Source organism: Pseudomonas turukhanskensis (assembly GCF_027922365.1).
GTDB lineage: Bacteria > Pseudomonadota > Gammaproteobacteria > Pseudomonadales > Pseudomonadaceae > Aquipseudomonas > Aquipseudomonas turukhanskensis.
Genome location: NZ_BSFN01000017.1, coordinates 82,297 through 98,264 on the forward strand (window position 1 = coordinate 82,297; position 15,968 = coordinate 98,264).

16 protein-coding genes are annotated in these 15,968 nt (G+C 60.6%); 13 read left to right on the forward strand and 3 right to left on the reverse strand.

Annotated elements, in window-relative coordinates; translation table 11 throughout:
- The first annotated feature begins 252 nt into the window (after positions 1–252).
- From PKE98_RS21345 to PKE98_RS21365, 5 genes are all read left to right on the forward strand, one after another.
- On the forward strand, positions 253–501 hold the full coding sequence (locus tag PKE98_RS21345; RefSeq protein ID WP_271197410.1) for a hypothetical protein: 249 nt from the start codon (positions 253–255) through the stop codon (positions 499–501).
- 23 nt (positions 502–524) lie between these two features.
- A complete protein-coding gene (locus PKE98_RS21350) occupies positions 525–917 on the forward strand; it encodes a hypothetical protein (RefSeq protein WP_271197411.1) in 393 nt (130 codons plus the stop codon).
- An 88-nt stretch (positions 918–1,005) separates the two neighbouring features.
- Positions 1,006–1,719, forward strand: a complete 714-nt coding sequence (locus PKE98_RS21355) for a DUF5983 family protein (RefSeq protein ID WP_271197412.1) — start codon at positions 1,006–1,008, stop codon at positions 1,717–1,719.
- A 277-nt stretch (positions 1,720–1,996) separates the two neighbouring features.
- Positions 1,997–2,794 (forward strand): GTPase, encoded by a 798-nt coding sequence (locus PKE98_RS21360; RefSeq protein ID WP_271197413.1) that lies wholly within the window; start codon positions 1,997–1,999, stop codon positions 2,792–2,794.
- Between the two features lie 17 nt (positions 2,795–2,811).
- Positions 2,812–3,180, forward strand: coding sequence for a DUF3085 domain-containing protein (locus PKE98_RS21365; protein ID WP_271197414.1), 369 nt, complete (start codon positions 2,812–2,814; stop codon positions 3,178–3,180).
- 336 nt (positions 3,181–3,516) lie between these two features.
- Here the strand turns inward: PKE98_RS21365 and PKE98_RS21370 are convergent, their stop codons facing one another.
- Genes PKE98_RS21370 through PKE98_RS21380 form a run of 3 tightly spaced genes read right to left on the reverse strand, consistent with a single transcriptional unit; the run spans position 3,517 to position 9,516 of the window.
- A complete protein-coding gene (locus PKE98_RS21370; protein WP_271197425.1) occupies positions 3,517–5,754 on the reverse strand; it encodes a DEAD/DEAH box helicase in 2,238 nt (745 codons plus the stop codon).
- Positions 5,729–7,024 (reverse strand): ATP-binding protein, encoded by a 1,296-nt coding sequence (locus tag PKE98_RS21375; protein ID WP_271197415.1) that lies wholly within the window; start codon positions 7,022–7,024, stop codon positions 5,729–5,731. Before PKE98_RS21375 ends, PKE98_RS21370 begins: the two co-directional genes overlap by 26 nt.
- Positions 7,021–9,516: a tellurite resistance TerB family protein gene (locus PKE98_RS21380; protein ID WP_271197416.1), complete on the reverse strand. Its 2,496-nt coding sequence runs from the start codon at positions 9,514–9,516 to the stop codon at positions 7,021–7,023. Before PKE98_RS21380 ends, PKE98_RS21375 begins: the two co-directional genes overlap by 4 nt.
- Before the next feature lie 399 nt (positions 9,517–9,915).
- On the opposite strand from PKE98_RS21380, the gene PKE98_RS21385 reads away from it, so the two are divergent.
- From PKE98_RS21385 to PKE98_RS21420, 8 genes are all read left to right on the forward strand, one after another.
- Complete coding sequence (locus PKE98_RS21385; RefSeq protein WP_271197417.1) at positions 9,916–10,815, forward strand: DUF3577 domain-containing protein; 900 nt, start codon at positions 9,916–9,918, stop codon at positions 10,813–10,815.
- A 187-nt stretch (positions 10,816–11,002) separates the two neighbouring features.
- Positions 11,003–11,830, forward strand: coding sequence for a DUF932 domain-containing protein (locus PKE98_RS21390; RefSeq protein ID WP_271197418.1), 828 nt, complete (start codon positions 11,003–11,005; stop codon positions 11,828–11,830).
- Between the two features lie 89 nt (positions 11,831–11,919).
- On the forward strand, positions 11,920–12,591 hold the full coding sequence (locus tag PKE98_RS21395) for a DUF3275 family protein (RefSeq protein WP_271197419.1): 672 nt from the start codon (positions 11,920–11,922) through the stop codon (positions 12,589–12,591).
- 131 nt (positions 12,592–12,722) lie between these two features.
- On the forward strand, positions 12,723–13,385 hold the full coding sequence (locus PKE98_RS21400) for a hypothetical protein (protein WP_271197420.1): 663 nt from the start codon (positions 12,723–12,725) through the stop codon (positions 13,383–13,385).
- A gap of 68 nt (positions 13,386–13,453) precedes the next feature.
- Positions 13,454–14,563 (forward strand): DUF6094 domain-containing protein, encoded by a 1,110-nt coding sequence (locus PKE98_RS21405; RefSeq protein WP_271197421.1) that lies wholly within the window; start codon positions 13,454–13,456, stop codon positions 14,561–14,563.
- A 99-nt stretch (positions 14,564–14,662) separates the two neighbouring features.
- Complete coding sequence (locus PKE98_RS21410) at positions 14,663–14,968, forward strand: hypothetical protein (protein ID WP_271197422.1); 306 nt, start codon at positions 14,663–14,665, stop codon at positions 14,966–14,968.
- 114 nt (positions 14,969–15,082) lie between these two features.
- Complete coding sequence (locus tag PKE98_RS21415) at positions 15,083–15,379, forward strand: hypothetical protein (RefSeq protein ID WP_271197423.1); 297 nt, start codon at positions 15,083–15,085, stop codon at positions 15,377–15,379.
- Between the two features lie 100 nt (positions 15,380–15,479).
- A partial coding sequence (locus PKE98_RS21420) for a DEAD/DEAH box helicase family protein (RefSeq protein WP_373877895.1) occupies positions 15,480–15,968 on the forward strand: 489 nt, incomplete at its 3' end.

The window sequence follows — 15,968 nt, forward strand, 5'->3', positions numbered from 1 at the left end:
ACCTTCTGACCTTCCCCTCCCTCAATCGGGAGGTCGCCGGTTTCCCATTTCCCGCTGACTCACGCCCCCACGCAACTCGATGCTGCTCTGCATGCGTCGTCGGCCTCGGTCGGCACCATGCCCGCAGCACGGGTCCCTGGCTGCACCGCGGAATCCCCCGCGCTGATCCGACCAGTCCGCTTCGCACCACCGTGCGGACGAGCGCCTGCAAGGCGTCGGTGCCTTGCTCCACTCCAGCGAGGAGGTTCTTCCATGTCCCATGCACCTTCCGTGTCGCCCAGCGCTACCCAGGCCCGAGCCGAATCCATCGGTTATCTGGCCCTGACCTACGTGGGGAAAAGCCTGCCCCTGCAGGTACGCCACAGCGCCGCCGGCTACTTCATCGGCACCGCCGACGAAAACGGCCCGGTCTCGCGCGAGCCCGTCGAGTACTTCCGCTCGTATCAGGCTGCCGACCAGGCCCTGACAACAGGGTGCTGGCAACAGCGCCTCCATCCCTGAACCCTACCCATCGGGAGAACGTCATGAACCAGTCTTTACCCCAAGACGTACTTGATCAGATCGCGCGGGAGATCCTGCACTTCGACAATGCGCCTGCAGCCTTTTTGGAAGCCTGGAAACGAGGCATCCAAATCGCCGGTGTCGAGTGGTTCGGCGATGGCACCCACGCAGGGCTGCAGCAAGCCAAGAGCAAGTGGGAGCTACGGCCGAATGTGCCGAGGCTCAACGACACCCTGGGTGTTCTGAGCAGCGGCCAGCGGATGTTTCTGTCCGCCATGGTCAGCTTTTACAACGCCGATGAAGGCGGCGCGCTGCTCAAACGCTGCCAGTTCGAGGGGCTTGCCGATCTCGGCGGTCTCGATCTCGAACGCCGCAAGGTCATCGCCGACTTGCTGCTCCACTACCACGGCTGGTGAGTCGGCCTCCCCCGCCATTTTTCTCACACCCCACGAGGGACATGCGTCCCTTGGGGCCATGTCCCTCCATTTCTATAGGAGCGACAACATGCCCCGTCATCCCAACCCCTTCCTCCGCGGTTACCAGAATCTGCACATCAGCCGCAGCCTGTTCATCACCTACGAAGACGACTGCCCGCCGGCCTGGCGTCCACTGCATCCCAGCCAAGCACATCTGCCTGACGATGAGGTCGCACGTTTCCCCTGCATCTTCAACGACGACTACGCGCTGATCACTGAGGGGCAGGAAATACCTGACGACCTGGACGCACAGTACCAGAGCCTAGGCGTGGTCCGAACCGTAGTCTATGCCGTCAACGGCGACGACTTCGGCCAACCTGTCCATGCCGGTGACACCTACGCCGAAGACGCCGCGCGTGAAGTCGTGCGGCGGCTTCGCTTCGAGACCGGCCACTACAGTCGCTGCTGGGAGATCAGCACCGCACATATCACGGAGGATGCGAATCGCTACCTGGAAGAACTGGCGGACATCGCCACGCCAACCGGGTTCCTGTTTGTCGCCTTTCACATTCCGTGCAGTCCTGCGCTCGGCGTGAAGCTGATCGCCACGCCCTGGACGGACACCAATCTGGAATACGTCGAAGGCATCTCCGCCGAGCAGTTGCGGCAGGAACACTTGAGCAAGGGCGTACCGCAATCCCTCGTCGAGGTTCTTCACCTGGCCGCACTGGCTGATGCGCGAATGCTCATGTTCGATGCCGATGCGCCGGAGCTGGACGGACTGATGCTTTACGACGAATAACCCTTTGAACCCCGATGTGGGGCTCTTCTTATTTGTCGAACCCGGTAGTGGCGCGTTACCGATTTCCGGACGACTGACGCCGACACGTACCCCACGCTGTCCTCATGTCCGCTGGCGTAGCCGGCAGCATGCCCAGGCAGCCGAGACCTTCGAGGCTGCGGTGCGGCTCATCGCACTGGTTGCTCTGTTACTCCCGCGCATGTCGCGCCATCCACCCACCCCACAAGGGACATCCTCCCTTGCGGGCGGGAGTCCCTTTTTCATCAAGGAGTCTCCCATGGATACCCAAGCCATCCGCGCACAAATGCCCGTTCTGGTTGCCGGTCATGTACCCCGCAATGTCCGCTCGTTCAAGTTCAATATCTTCGACGGCCAACCCAAGGTCTCGACGTGGGGCTTCCACATCGACCCGAAACCGTTCGAGGGCAAGGTGATCGCCGACACCGGCGAAGCCATCATCGTCAAGATCGGCCGAGCCGAATTCGCCGTGCTCGATCGCTCACTGCTGACCGAAGTGCCTGTTGAAGGCGCCAAGGTGCAGGTCCAGCCGTATGTCCGGCGCCGTTTCGACGGTCTGCGCGCGGACACGCCGGAAGAACGCACCGAGTACACCGCAGACGGAACGCCCTATACGGTGCAAACGCACATCCTCGGTTCAGCACCGGCCAAGCTGCCGATCCCGCAACCACGCTGCCCGGAGTTGCAGGAACTCATCAATCAGCTTGAACAGTTGCCAGCGCCGGACGGATTCCGCCGCGTGACCCACTTGCTGGTGGATGCCGGCGCACGGGACTTCTCCTTCGTCGACCCGCTGCCCAGCGACATCATCAAGACGCCTCCGGCAATCAGCTTCACCGTTGCGACCGCGAAGTTCCAGGGTCAGGTCACCCTGCTGTACGAACGTGCCGATGATCTCTATGCGATCGAGCTGAGACGCGACGGGGAACTCGTCGAACGTGTCGCTGAGGTGTTCTTCGACTCGCTCGGGGAAACGCTGGAGCGACTGATCGACGATGGAAGCTGGCGACGCATCCACGTTCAGTGCCTGTCTGGCTCCAAACCTGTCCGTCACTGAGCAGCAGGAGATCAACCATGTCCCTTCGATTCAAAGGCGCAGAACTGCGTCCCGTGCTTGCCGAAGCGGTTGCCAACCAGTGCCGTGTGGTCCTGGCCAAAGACCAGGGCGTGTACTTCCTTGCCGAACGCGGCGACCGCCGTCCCGAGGACGGACGCCAGAAGCTGCTCGCCTACGCTGTCGGCTGCAACCCTGACGTCGACCCATTCGACGACTGGTGGGAACTGGCCCGCACCGAGCTTGGTGGCGACGACTTCGGCGAATACTTCAACCCGAAATCCACGGTGTTCACCCGCATCCTGAACAGCGAGGACGACTTGGAGCTGTCCGCTACCGCCACACACCTGTCCCTCAAGCCAGTACCGCCGACGTCAGGCGACAGCTGACTCTCCCCCACCACAGCCCCCGCTCGCGGGGGCTTCTTCTGTTTGCACCGCCCCCTCGTTCGCGTACACACCGTATCCAGACCGCACCGGCCTTCCTCGCCGACTGACGCCGGCCTGCCCCAGGAGACGACTGCATCCGCGACCCGCTCAAGGTCGACCACCTCACCTGCATCAGCTCAGTGGCGGCCGCACCAATACCGGCATGCGCTGACGCTGCTGCAGGCCAGCAACGGATTACCCCGGACACCATGGTCTGTTTTCGGTCAGCGGCAACAGGCAAGAAAGTAGAGGCCACCTTACGCTTGGCACGACTGCGCCGAACGCTGGCAGGTGGAATCACGAGAGAGAAGCAGTATCCTCCAAGCCACTCAGGTGAGCTGCGGTCTGCTGTGCTTTTTCCAGATCGAGATACATCGTAGCGAAAGACTGCATGAGCAGTTCAGGAGGTAGCGCCCAGTCCCACTTCTCCCTGATCATATTCTGCACATTCTGGAGGACCGTACTCGCCTTAAGCTCCTTCAAAGCAGCAACCTCTCGAAGCTTGCTTTCAAGCAACGCCACTCCCCCCTGCACTTCGATGACTAGCCCTGAGTTCTCAGTGGGCAAACCGACGTACTCCAGAAGAACGGCCAAGGCGTCGTTGGTCCAATCGCCCTGCCAGATGAAGAGACAGGTTCTTCCTCCGCTCTCAATAAAGCTCTGGTGGCCCAACTCAAGATCAGCAAAGCTTTGCCGCGCCTCCATCAGCAGCCTCTGTGCCACTGGATCAAGGTAGGGATAAGGCTCCTCTTCCTGCAGGACGTTTTTCATCTCCTGCCGAACATTGTCGTGAACTCGAGCAGCCAGACCATCAAAAGCTGGAGGGGCACCTCCCGGGGAGGGTTTGACGACAATCACCTTGCCTTCCGTATCAACGTTAATCACCTGCCAACGACGCCCGGCGAAGATGATGCGCTGCTCAGCACTCAGTGGTCGCGAGACAGGCAGGGCCCCAAGGGGTCTTCCATCGCAAATAACTCGGAATTCTTCATTACTAGTGAATGCACTGTAGAAGTCGTAGTGGTTGACCAGCCGCTCACCTAACTCACCAGGCAGCAGGAGCCCGGCAGGCTCCTGAACGATCAGATCTCGCTCACCCAAAGCACGCAGGAGGTTCAGAAAGCTGTCCTGCTCGACAGCCAAGAAAGGGCCATTGCGTACTAGCGTTCCCCATAACTCAGCCGCAGTGGCACCACCTCGTTGCGCAATCACCGAGAGGCATTGTTGCACCAGAGTCGACAAATGCAGGCCCTGCGCTCTTGGCGGTTCAAACCATCCCCTCATCAGTAGCCGGATCATCGCGATGCTTTGTACCAATCCTTGGCGCAAGCGATCTGATATTGGAGAGTCATCCGTCAATCGACGCTCCTTGCAGTATCCACGCAGGATGGCTGCCTCTCCTGGGCGACGTCCGGAGCGTCCAAGACGTTGGCGCAAACTGGCAACTGAAGGCGGCGGACCTATCTGCACAACGGTTCTGATGCTGCCAATGTCGATGCCCAGTTCCAGCGTGGTGGTACAGATCGCCGTCGCCGGTCGGTCTCCCGCTTTGAGGGCCCGCTCGGTATCTTCCCTGATATCTTTCGACAGGCTGCCATGATGTGGCCAGAACTCATTAGGTACACCGTCTTGCTCGCAGCGACGCCGTAGCTGATCAGCAAACCATTCGACTTGAGTCCTGCTGTTAGGGAACACCAAGTTGTTGCTTCCCCGCAGCACCTGGAAGAGGTGCTCGGCAATTGTGTGATCTGAATCCGATTCGTCTTCTGGGCTCTCCTCCTTTTCGGGCTGTTGGGGTGTGCCTTTCTCTGGTTCCTGAAAGCCCCTGATCTGAACTTTCAGAATTTGCCCCGAACCTTTCGATTCGATCACCGTCACCTTGCTCGGGGAAGCTGGGCGCAAGAAGGTAGCAGCCAGCATCATGTCGCCCAATGTGGCTGACAAACCTATTCTCGGGAGAGGGCGTCCGATCACCTGCTCCACCCGATGCATCAAGGACTGCAGTTGCTTGCCTCGCTCACTGCCGATAAAGGCATGCAGCTCATCGATCACGAGGTAGCGCAGGTTCGCGAAAATTCCGGGCAGGCTCGTCCCCCGGTTAACGAACAGGGCCTCAAGAGACTCTGGTGTGATCAACAGCACGCCTTCGGGGGACTTGAGAAAGCGGTGCTTGCGGCTCGACGAGATATCGCCGTGCCAGGCAATGACGGGAATCTCGAGTTCGTCGCATAGCGTGCTCAATCGCTCCCATTGGTCATTGATCAGTGCCTTGAGCGGACTGATGTAAAGCACTGAGCCTGGCGGTTCCTGCTGCTTCAGCAGGTTCGTCAGAATGGGTAGGAATGCGGCCTCGGTTTTACCGGCCGCCGTCGCCGCGGCGATGATGACGTCCTGATCAGCACCGAGTAGTGCGGGGATGGCCCGCTCCTGGGCATCACGTAGTGAGGTCCAGCCTTCCATCCAGATCCAGCGCTGAATTCGGGAGTCAAGAAGGCTAAAGCCCTCCGACTCAGAGCTGGAAGGTTGCAAGTTCATCGTCGGCATTTACTTGAGTATCGGCCTCGCCGCCTCTATCCGGGCTCAGCTCCACAGCCCCCAACAAATGTCTCCAGTCCGCGCCCGGGTTCTGCTCCAGCACGGCCAGCAAGTTGATGAATGCAGTGATAGTTGTGCGGGGTGTACGGAAATAGGCATCCCCCAACCGTTGGTTGCAATGCGCCATGAACAAAGGCAGCGCCTCGTCAGGCAGGAGGTAGCGTGCGCTGTCGCCCGAGGCGTAGACATGGCGCAGCTTCTGGAGAAGCACATAGAAGTCTTCGGGTGTCAGGCTCGCCAGGCGGATGACCGGTCCTGACAGGTCCACCAACCCAGACTTGGCGAAACTGTTTTCGGCCAGACGCGACTGCAAGGCCGGATAGCTGTACAAGCCGCGGCGGGTATCCATCAGGAATTCGGGGGTGCCTCCGAGCACGAATCCAAGGCCTTCGGCAGAACCCTGCAAGGAGTCGTTGAGGATGCGCAGGATCTGTTCGTAGTTGGCGTTACGTGCCTGGGTATTAGCTAGCTTATAGAGATTGACCAGCTCATCCAGGCAAACCATCAACCCCTCAAAGCCTGCCAAGCGGACAAACCGAGCCAGGAGTTTGAGCTGATCATAGACGGAAGCATCGTCGATGACTGTGCGTACCCCCAAGGCAGCACGCGCGTCGGTTTTGGTGGTGAACTCACCCCGCAACCAGCGGATGGCGTCGGCCTTGAGCTGCTCGTTGCCCTCCTCGAAGCCCTTGCAATAGGCCGCGATCACATCAGCGAAATCATAGCCGTTGACCATCTCGGTCAATTGGCCCAATTGTTCGCGTATCACCGCCTCGCTGTCCTTACCGGACGCCTTGGCCTCGCTCTTGGCCTGGGAAATAAACCTTTCGACAATGCCCTGCAAGGCTCCGCCATCAGGCTTTGTACGCGTGGACATGTTTTTCGCCAGCTCAGCATAAAGCGAGCGAGCCTGGCCACCAGAGGCATGGAGCCGGCGATCGGGATTCAAATCCGCATGCATGGTCACGAGCTTGCGCTCCATCGCAATGGAGCGCACAAGATTCAGGAAAAAGGTCTTTCCCGCGCCGTACTCACCAATCACAACTCGAAACGCTGAACCGCTCTCGGTCAAGCGCTCGACATCACGAATGAGCGCTTCCAGCTCACCAACCCTACCCACCTGGATCAGGTGTTGACCTGCCCGCGGAACGACTCCCGCACGAAGGGACTGAATAACCGCATCGCGATCTTTGGCTCTGATGCTGCTCATAACGGTAGTTTTCCCATGATGTCAGGATTGATCTCGAGGGGATCTTCACCTTCGGTAATAGGCATATCGAAATGCTCGAAGGCCATGTCGTTGATGTGCTCAAGCGCGCCATCGAGCATGAGATCCATATCGCTGGCCACCGCTTCCAACTCCTCTCGTGACCATTCCATCCGAGAGACAAGCAAGCGAAGGAAGGCCGAGTGATCAGCATCCAGCCCACAGATGCTGCTAGTGTCATCCAGAGCGCCACTGTTATCGGGTTCCTCAGGCTCGACGATTTGCTCATCCACGAAAACTTGGGCCAGTAACGCCGACACCTGCTCGGTTTCACGTTGCAGTTGGGCAATCCGATCATGATCCAGCGCGAAGCCAGTCACCGATGCTGGCGATGCGAAGGAAGGTGGTATCGACGCAACCGTAGGAGCAGTGCTCGTCGACGCGCCACTAGCTGCCACATGGAGGTCGCCGTATAGGAGCTGGGAATCCAGTTGCAGAGCCTTGTAGACACGCTCAAGCAACTTCACTTCCGCAGGGCTGACCTCGCCATCGGCTTGAGCTAAGTGGGCAAGGAACGCCGCCACGGTTCTCTTCGCCGAACTGGCCAACGGCTCCAGCTTTTTCTTCAGGCTTTGCAAGGTCGGCGGCTGGTTGAGCTGTAGACGGAGATGGGCCTTCAGGCGCTTGCGATGTGCCCCACTCAAGTGGTTCCAGGAATCGACGTGACGGGACAGCAGCATGATCTCTTCTGGAGATGTGTCGCCATCCGCCGCCGCAACGGCACTGGCTAGATCCAAGGTGACCGAGGCAGCATTGTAAGCGGGAGATGCTCGTAGATCCCCGTCTTCTATCTGGGTGGCAAACAGCGCTACGGTATCTTCCGCCTTAGGTGTTTTGCTGCCGGCTAATACATCCGGCTCAATGCCGATATGCAATGACTCCAACGCGCGCGCCAGCGCGATCACCTTGTCCCGCGAAAGGGCACCGGCACTTCTCAGTCGCCCCGCCAGTTCGCCAAAACTCATGACCACCATGCCGTCGCCTATGCGCTGCTTCAGCGCATCCAACTCGGCACGCGCAGCCGCCGGCCACAGCATGATGGGAAGCTGCAGCAAGCCTTCCAAAGCATCGGGGGTATCGGGATTACGACCTAGGTATCGGCTGTAGGGCTCCAGCTCCGTCGTGCATTCGTCGACTATCTGCTGAAGTTTTTTACGGGGTGTTGAAGTTGCTGTTACGTCGGGGATATCACCGAACCCCTCGAGAGTTTGAGCCGGCAAGGCAGCCGACGCTGCGTTGTACTGCAACTTCAACCTGGTCTTGTTCAGCGGCAGAACCATGCCGTCGCCATGAAGCTGCTCATACTTGATCTTGAACAACGCAGCGAAGGCGTCCTGGCAACGGCTCACAGGCGTCCGTTTGCCAATACTGTGATCCGCCAGCGCCCAGGACAAGGCCCATGTGGCAGGCACACGCTGCTTGTCGGTAGCTAGCTGCCCCAGGCCAATACGCAATTCAATGGGCATTTCATAACCGTAAGCCTGATTCTCCGGAGGCGGTGCCAAATAACTTCTCGGCGGGGTCTCACCCATGCGCAGAAACGCGAGAAACCGACCGGCGTAGTTGCTGAATGAACCGCTCCCCCCATAGATGACAAGAAGGCGCTCGACTTCCGACACGATGCTGGCGATTTCGGAGGCGGCATTGGGATCGCTCTTCGCATCAACGAATACTCGCCGCTCAAGACCGTAGAAGAACAGGAATACGTAGCCGATATTGGCATGAGGTGCTTTCCGCCCACTGGACAGCCATTGCAAGTAGGCGCGCCGCGCCTCGGCGGAAATCGAGTCGTAACTGGACCAGTAGCCAGTCAGCCGCTCGGCGATGTCGACAACACCACGTGCAACCTTGAGCTTGGGGTTGATCAAAGATGGCTCGGGTGCAGCATAACGATCAGCTCGCCCGGTACCGACATAGATCATGCCGCCTGGAATCTTTTCTCCGGCTACCTCAACGAGCTCACCGGCCGGAATCCAGCGGACCTTTTCATCCATCAGTGTCGCCGGCGCACTCGGCAGGCGATATGAGGATGGCTTCGAGACCTCGAGGGTAACCGTGAAAAGTTCTGACTCCACTTGCTTTCTTACATGCTCATCCGCAGCAGGCACCAACTTCTGAGAGCGACCTGTATAGGCATGATCTTGAATCTCGACCTCGTCCAGAGAAAACACCAGGCCATGGTTTTGATCAATCTCTGCCGTTCGCGACTGAGTTCGCGAAGATGGCGCGCGGTGCTGTGGATGAGGCTGCGGGGCGACGTTTTTGGGTGAGTTGCTATTGGCTTTTACTATCAGCCATACGCCGAAGCCGATAACCCCGACTCCAGCAAGAGCAATCCATGCCTCTTTGGGGATGGAGGCAATCGCTCCCAAGAACAGGGCTCCGAGGATAGCCACCCCAGAAATTTCAGATTTGTTTCTTCGCTTCCTTGCCATCAGATCTGATCGCCCCTCTAAATCAATACTGGCTCATTGTCAGTATCGGCAATTTGAACCCAGCAGCCAATCTTTTTGATCTCGGGGATATTGCGTCGACTGACGAATAAGGTCACCGGCAGTAGCCGATTCCCCCTGGCCGGGGACATCGCACAGCGCCAGGCTCACCTCATGTTCCGCTGACGTCGTCAGCGACATGCCAGGCAGCTTCGGTCCTCAAGGCTGCCCACGGTTCCCCCGTGTGACCGACCCCGTTCGCACCGCATCCCTCGCGCGAACGACTACCGGCTTGCCGGTGGTGGATGCAGATGTTCCTCAACCCACCGCGGGGTTACGCACCTCCCCGCCCTGGGTCGGTGTGTCTCCGCTTTCTTGTTCTCAAGTTAATGGAGATTCACCATGACCCACACTCCTTCCAACCAGAAGTCGTACTTCGACATCCACACCTCCGGCATCGGCTACATCCAGCGTGCCCGTGAGGTACCGGTGAAAGGCGGCCGCAAGGCGCAACCCTTCCTCGCCTGCACCATCGCCGCGCTGGTCGGTCCTGCCAATGACCCGATTCTGCGCTACTTCGACGTGAAGGTCTCCGGGACCGAAGCCAAGAAGCTGGTCCAGAACTACATCGGTGTCGATGATCCCAAGCATCGCCCGCTGGTGCGCTTCCGCCTGGGCGACCTCTGGGTTGATCCCTTCATCCGTCCCAGCGGTGAGCACAAAGGCAAGGCCGCTGCCAGTCTCAAGGCCCGTCTGCTGAAGGCGGAGTTGATCGACCGCGCCGAGCTGGTACAAGTCGAACAGCATGAACTGATCACCCACGGTATCGGCTACCTGAACCGTCCCAAGGACGTCACACCGAAAGATGGCGATCCGTTCCTGGCATGCTCCATCGCTGTGCTGGCCGGGCCGGTCGATGATCCGGACTATCGCTACATCGAGACCATCGTCACCGACACGGATGCCCAGCACCTGGTGCGTCGCTGCGTCCAGGCCGTCGAAGCCGAGAAGAAGGTGCTGATCGCCTTCAAGCTCAACGACATGCGGGCCGATCCGTACCTGCGCACCAAGGGCGAGAAGGCCGGTGAAGCGGCTGCCACGCTGGAGTCCAAGCTCGTCCACATCGGCCTGGTCAAGGTCGATGGCGAGCAGGTCTACCCGCTGAAGTCCGAGGTTCCCGTCACCGAAGACGCACCTGCGCCCGAAGAAACGGTTGCCGCCGAGGACGAAAACGAGGGTCCGCAATCCAGCGAATCCGAGCAGTCCCCTACTGAGGAGCCCGCTCTGGCGGCTTCGTTCTAGCCCGCGAGGCCCGTCCTGGACCTTGTCCTTCATCCCTCGTCCATGCCCCGGCACCTCGGTGTCGGTGGCATGCGATCGAGCTGTTTTCCACCCCGTCCCGCTCGCGGGGCTTTTCATCCAATGCAATCACCCGTGCCGGGCTGCCCGCCTCCGCGCGCCGATTGCCGTACTGTTCAAGGAGTCAGCCATGCAACTCGCCTCTCGTTTTGCGCCCCGTTCTCCGATACTGCGCGCAGACCGTCCCTTGTCGGACGATCAGATTCGCTCGGTGGTCCCGTCTATCTTCGCGGAAACCCCGCATGAAAGCCGATCCGAGCGGTACAGCTATATCCCCACCGCTTCCGTGCTCGCCGAGCTGCGCAGCGAAGGGTTCCTACCCTTCATGGTGTGCCAGACCCGCGTGCGTCACGAGGACCGCCGCGAATACACCAAGCACATGCTCCGTCTTCGCCACGCCAGCCAGATCAACGGCGACGAAGCGAATGAAATCATCTTGCTCAACTCGCACGACGGCACCAGCAGTTACCAGATGCTCGCCGGCATGTTCAGGTTCGTCTGCCACAACGGATTGGTCTGCGGTGACACCCTGGCCGACGTGCGCGTGCCCCACAAAGGCAATGTCGCGCAGCAAGTAATCGAAGGCGCCTACGAAGTCCTGAAAGGCTTCGAGCGGGTTCAGGAGTCCCGCGACGCCATGCGCATCATCACCCTGGACGAGGGCGAGCAGGACGTGTTGGCCCGCTCTGCGTTGTCACTCAAATACGACGCGCCAGACAAGGTGACGCCGGTCACCGAGGCTCAGGTATTGATGCCCCGCCGCTTCGACGACCGGGGTAGCGACCTGTGGACCACGTTCAATCGCATCCAGGAAAACCTCGTCAAAGGAGGTTTGAACGGACGTAGCGCCCAGGGTCGACGCCAGCGTACTCGGCCGGTCCAGGGGATCGACCAGAACCTGCGGCTCAACCGCGCGCTGTGGATGCTTGCCGAAGGCATGCGCCAACTCAAGGCCTGACGCCGCTTGCTCGTTCCACCAACGGCACGCCACCTGGTTTCTGACCAGGTGGTCGCCTTCTTCATCCCATCCACACAAGGAGAAACACCATGGATTCCACGGTAGCCCCTCGGGCAGCCTCACCCATCATCGTTCCGGGCCAGCTCACGCTGCGCACGATTCGCGGCCGCAACGGCCCGTTCACGGTCGGTCGCCTCACCACGCACCTTGGTGTGTTCGAGGTGAAGGATGCGGAACTGGAGCAATACCCCGAAGGCAAGTACGACGGGGAGTTCGTCATCAGGTACATCTACCCGAAGGCCTATCCCACCGGCGGCGGCATGCGGTTCGAGATCCGCGCCAACCTGGATGGAATGACGCTCTCGGGCATCGACAAGCTGAGCCGCGACGAAGCACGCGGCTTCGTCTCCCAGGACGTCGATCCGCTCGATGAAGAGCTGGGCACGCAAGCGGTGGCGACACCGACTGCAACACCGCAGCCCGCACCTGCCCCCGTGCAGGCATCTAGCGACCCACTGGTCGATACCACGCCCTTCGGCGTGGATACGCCATCCGCTACGTTAGCTGCCTCCAGCGCTGCCGACAGCGACGATGCCGCATTGTTCGGCCTGCTGTGGCCGCTGGCCGAGTCAGTAAAACTGGACTCGAGCATCGACCGGCGCACGCTACGCGCACAAATCGCGCGCTTGGGTGCGCTGGGCTACGCGCTCGACTTCAAGTCGCAGCAGTGGAACCGGCAGCCTGACCTGCAGGCAGCGTGACTTTCACCACACCGAGTGCGGTGCTTCGCTTCAACCCACAACTGGGACTTCGAGCCAGTTCCGTATCCACCCCACGGGGCAGTGCCTGCCCCTGCGGGCAAGGCTGCCCCTAGTTCATCGAGGACATCACCATGCCTGCACTTTCATCACCTGCAACGCTGTATCGCATCGACGAATGCCCGGACCTGATGGCCGACGCCTGCGTCGGTGACGATCAGGGCAACCTGGTCTTCGTCTCCCTCTGGGCGCGAGACACCGCCATCCAGCAGTTCATCGCCCGATTGACCTTGGGTCGCGACGCGGACGGACTCGACCAGTTCCACCTCGTCACGGCACAGGGCTCGTCGATCCCGCTTTTCATCGGCAGCGTCGATCGCCTGGAAAAACGCATGACGCGCGCCTACCGGCGCACGTTGTTCGGCTCGATGGTCAACCTCTGGCTGTTCGACCGCCGCTGCACGCGCCCGGACAAGAGCAACGCCAGCGCACTTGCGCTGCTGCCGCGCTCCACCATCGATCCCACCGCTCGCCTCTGGCGGCTAGTGCGCGATACCTGCCCGCTCCCCTTGCTCGACCATTGGCAAGATCAGGTGCTGGCTCACCTACGTGCACACGACATGCTCCATCGCTTGCCGTTGGCCATCGGCCCGCTCGACGGCTACCACCTGGCGATGGACGTTCCCGCACTCACCCAGGCACTGGGCGACCTGATCCGACACGGCACCCTCACCGCGCACGAGCTCATTTCCAAGAGCGACACCTTCTTCACCCTGCCGTTCGCGGCAGTGGCTTGAGGGTTATCCAGCAGACATGCGCGTGCGCATGTCTGCTTCCTTTCATCGACATCGCCCAGGAGACTCCGATGGCACTCATGTTCCCGCGGCTCGCCCGCAACTTCGTCAAGAACGGATACTTTCCCACGGATGAAACCACGCTCGAAAGAGCACTCGCCGCACTCGCGCCCGGAGGCGGGCCTATGTGCATCCTCGATCCCTGCGCCGGCGAAGGCGTGGCGATCGCCGAAGCTGCGCATGCCCTCGGGCGTGAACAGGTCCAGGCGTTCGCCGTCGAATACGACGCCGAGCGTGCGCGCCACGCCCGGCAACTGGTCGATCGGTGCATTCACGGTGACCTGATGGATACGCTGATCAGCCGACAGTGCTTCGGCCTGCTGTGGCTCAATCCGCCCTACGGCGATCTGTCTAAGGACGCCAACGGTAACATCGGCTACGACGGCAAGGGTCGCGCCAGGCTGGAAAAGCTGTTCTACCAGCGTTCTCTACCGCTGCTGCAGTACGGCGGCGTGCTGGTATTCATTGTGCCGTCCTACGTGCTCGATGCCGAGCTGGTCGGATGGCTGACGCACCACTTCGCCGACCTGCGCGTGTACCAAGCCGTGGATAAGCAATTCCGGCAAACAGTGATCTTCGGTCGGCGGATTCGCCAGCGCGACCAGGCATCGGAATCGGTCAAGGCCATGCGCGTGCTGCTGTTGCAGATCGGGCAAGGCGATGCCGACGCCGAGGAACTGCCGCTCGAATGGCCGTTCATGCCGTACAGCGTCCCAGCCGCCTTGGCCGAGCCGGAGCACTTCTACCGCGTGACGATGGAACCCGAGCAGTTCGCCGATGAAGTCAGCCGGCTGCAAGGACTCTGGCCAACGCTCGATACCCACCTCGGCGCCGCGCAGCAGTCGTTGCGGCCGCCAGCGCGGGCCTTGTCGCACTGGCATCTCGCCCTGGCCCTGGCCGCAGGCGCGATTTCAGGCGTCGTGCAATCCAAGACCGGGCGCGTGCTCGTCGTCAAAGGTGATACCCACAAGGAGAAAACGCTCCAGACGCAATACACAGAACGCGACGACGGCTCCGTCGCCGAGACGCGCATCCTCACCGACAAGTTCGTACCCGTCATCCGCGCCTGGGACATGACGCCCGACTCCCCGACTTTGGGGGAAGTGCTGACCATTCGCTGATCGCTGTTCCCTGACGGTTCGCCGTCATTTTCATCCACCCACCGGGGTCACATCACTCCGTTGGGGTGCCGTGGCCCTTCATCACTGAAGGAGAAAACCATGGCATCCGATGCCCATGACAATGGCGGCCGCAAGCTGTTGTTCCCGATCGGTGCATTGATCTTCAGCGCAGACGTCGACCGACTGATGCGCGAAGGCCGGCTCGATCCGCTGCCGTACTTCCAGCGCCACGCGCGCGGTGACTGGGGCGATGTCGCGGACGACAGGTGGCAGGAAAACAATGCCGCGCTGCTGTCGAGCGATCGCCTCGATTCGTTTTATGTAGTCACACGCGAACTGAGTATCCGCATCCTCACCGAGGCGGATCGCAGCGCAACGCACATCGTACTGCCGACCGAGAACTGACTCGGGACGTACAGACGTTGTTTCAACGCAAGCCGCCAGCGCTTGCCTTCACCCATCGGGGTCACATCACCCCGATGGGGTGCCGTGGCCCCTCTTCCACAAGAGGTAATCACCATGGCACTCGTAGTTCTGTCCCAATCACGTTTTCGGGCTGGACATATGGTCATGACCGCAGGCGTGAATGACTTGGTTCAACGGGGGATATTCAACCCCACGCCTTATCTCCAGCGCCATCTCAATGGTGACTGGGGAGATCTCAGTGACGACGACCGGCGGCAGAACGATGCCGCATTGCAGTCCGGCGAAGATCGGCTGTTCTCGTCCTATCAGGTCACGCGCGACCTGAAGCTCTGGATCATCACTGAATGGGATCGCAGCGTCACCACGCTGCTGTTGCCCAGCGAATACTGATCCACATCCAGCGGCCTCACGCCGTTCTTCTCTTCCCACCCAGGGGCATGCCATCGCCCCACGGGGGAGGTGCATGCCCCATGTTCTTTGGAGCATCACCATGTCCCTCGATCTTGAAACTGTTCCCGCTACCGCTGTACAGGGTGGCCTGCTTGAAGCCGCGGCCTCTCCCCTCACACTCAGCCTGCAGGACTTCGTGTCCGAGTTCGGCGACGAGCTGCTCGACTCGCTCAACCGCGCCAATCCACCGGTCTACACCGGTCAAGCGCGGGTGCATCGGAAAATCATCGTCACCGGCCTCAAGCGGCAGTTGTTCGCGGCGCAAGCCGATGTGGTCCACGCCGTCGCCGAACTGCTGATCGATCGTGGCGAGCGTGCGGCGATCGTCAATGGCGAAATGGGCTGCGGCAAGACGACCGTGGGCATTGCTACCGCCGCCGTGCTCAACGCCGAAGGTTACCGCCGTACCCTGGTGCTCTCGCCGCCACATCTAGTCTACAAGTGGCGGCGGGAAATCCAGGAGACGGTGGCCGGTGCCAAGGTCTGGGTGCTCAACGGCCCGGACACGCTGGTCAAACTGCTGAAGCTG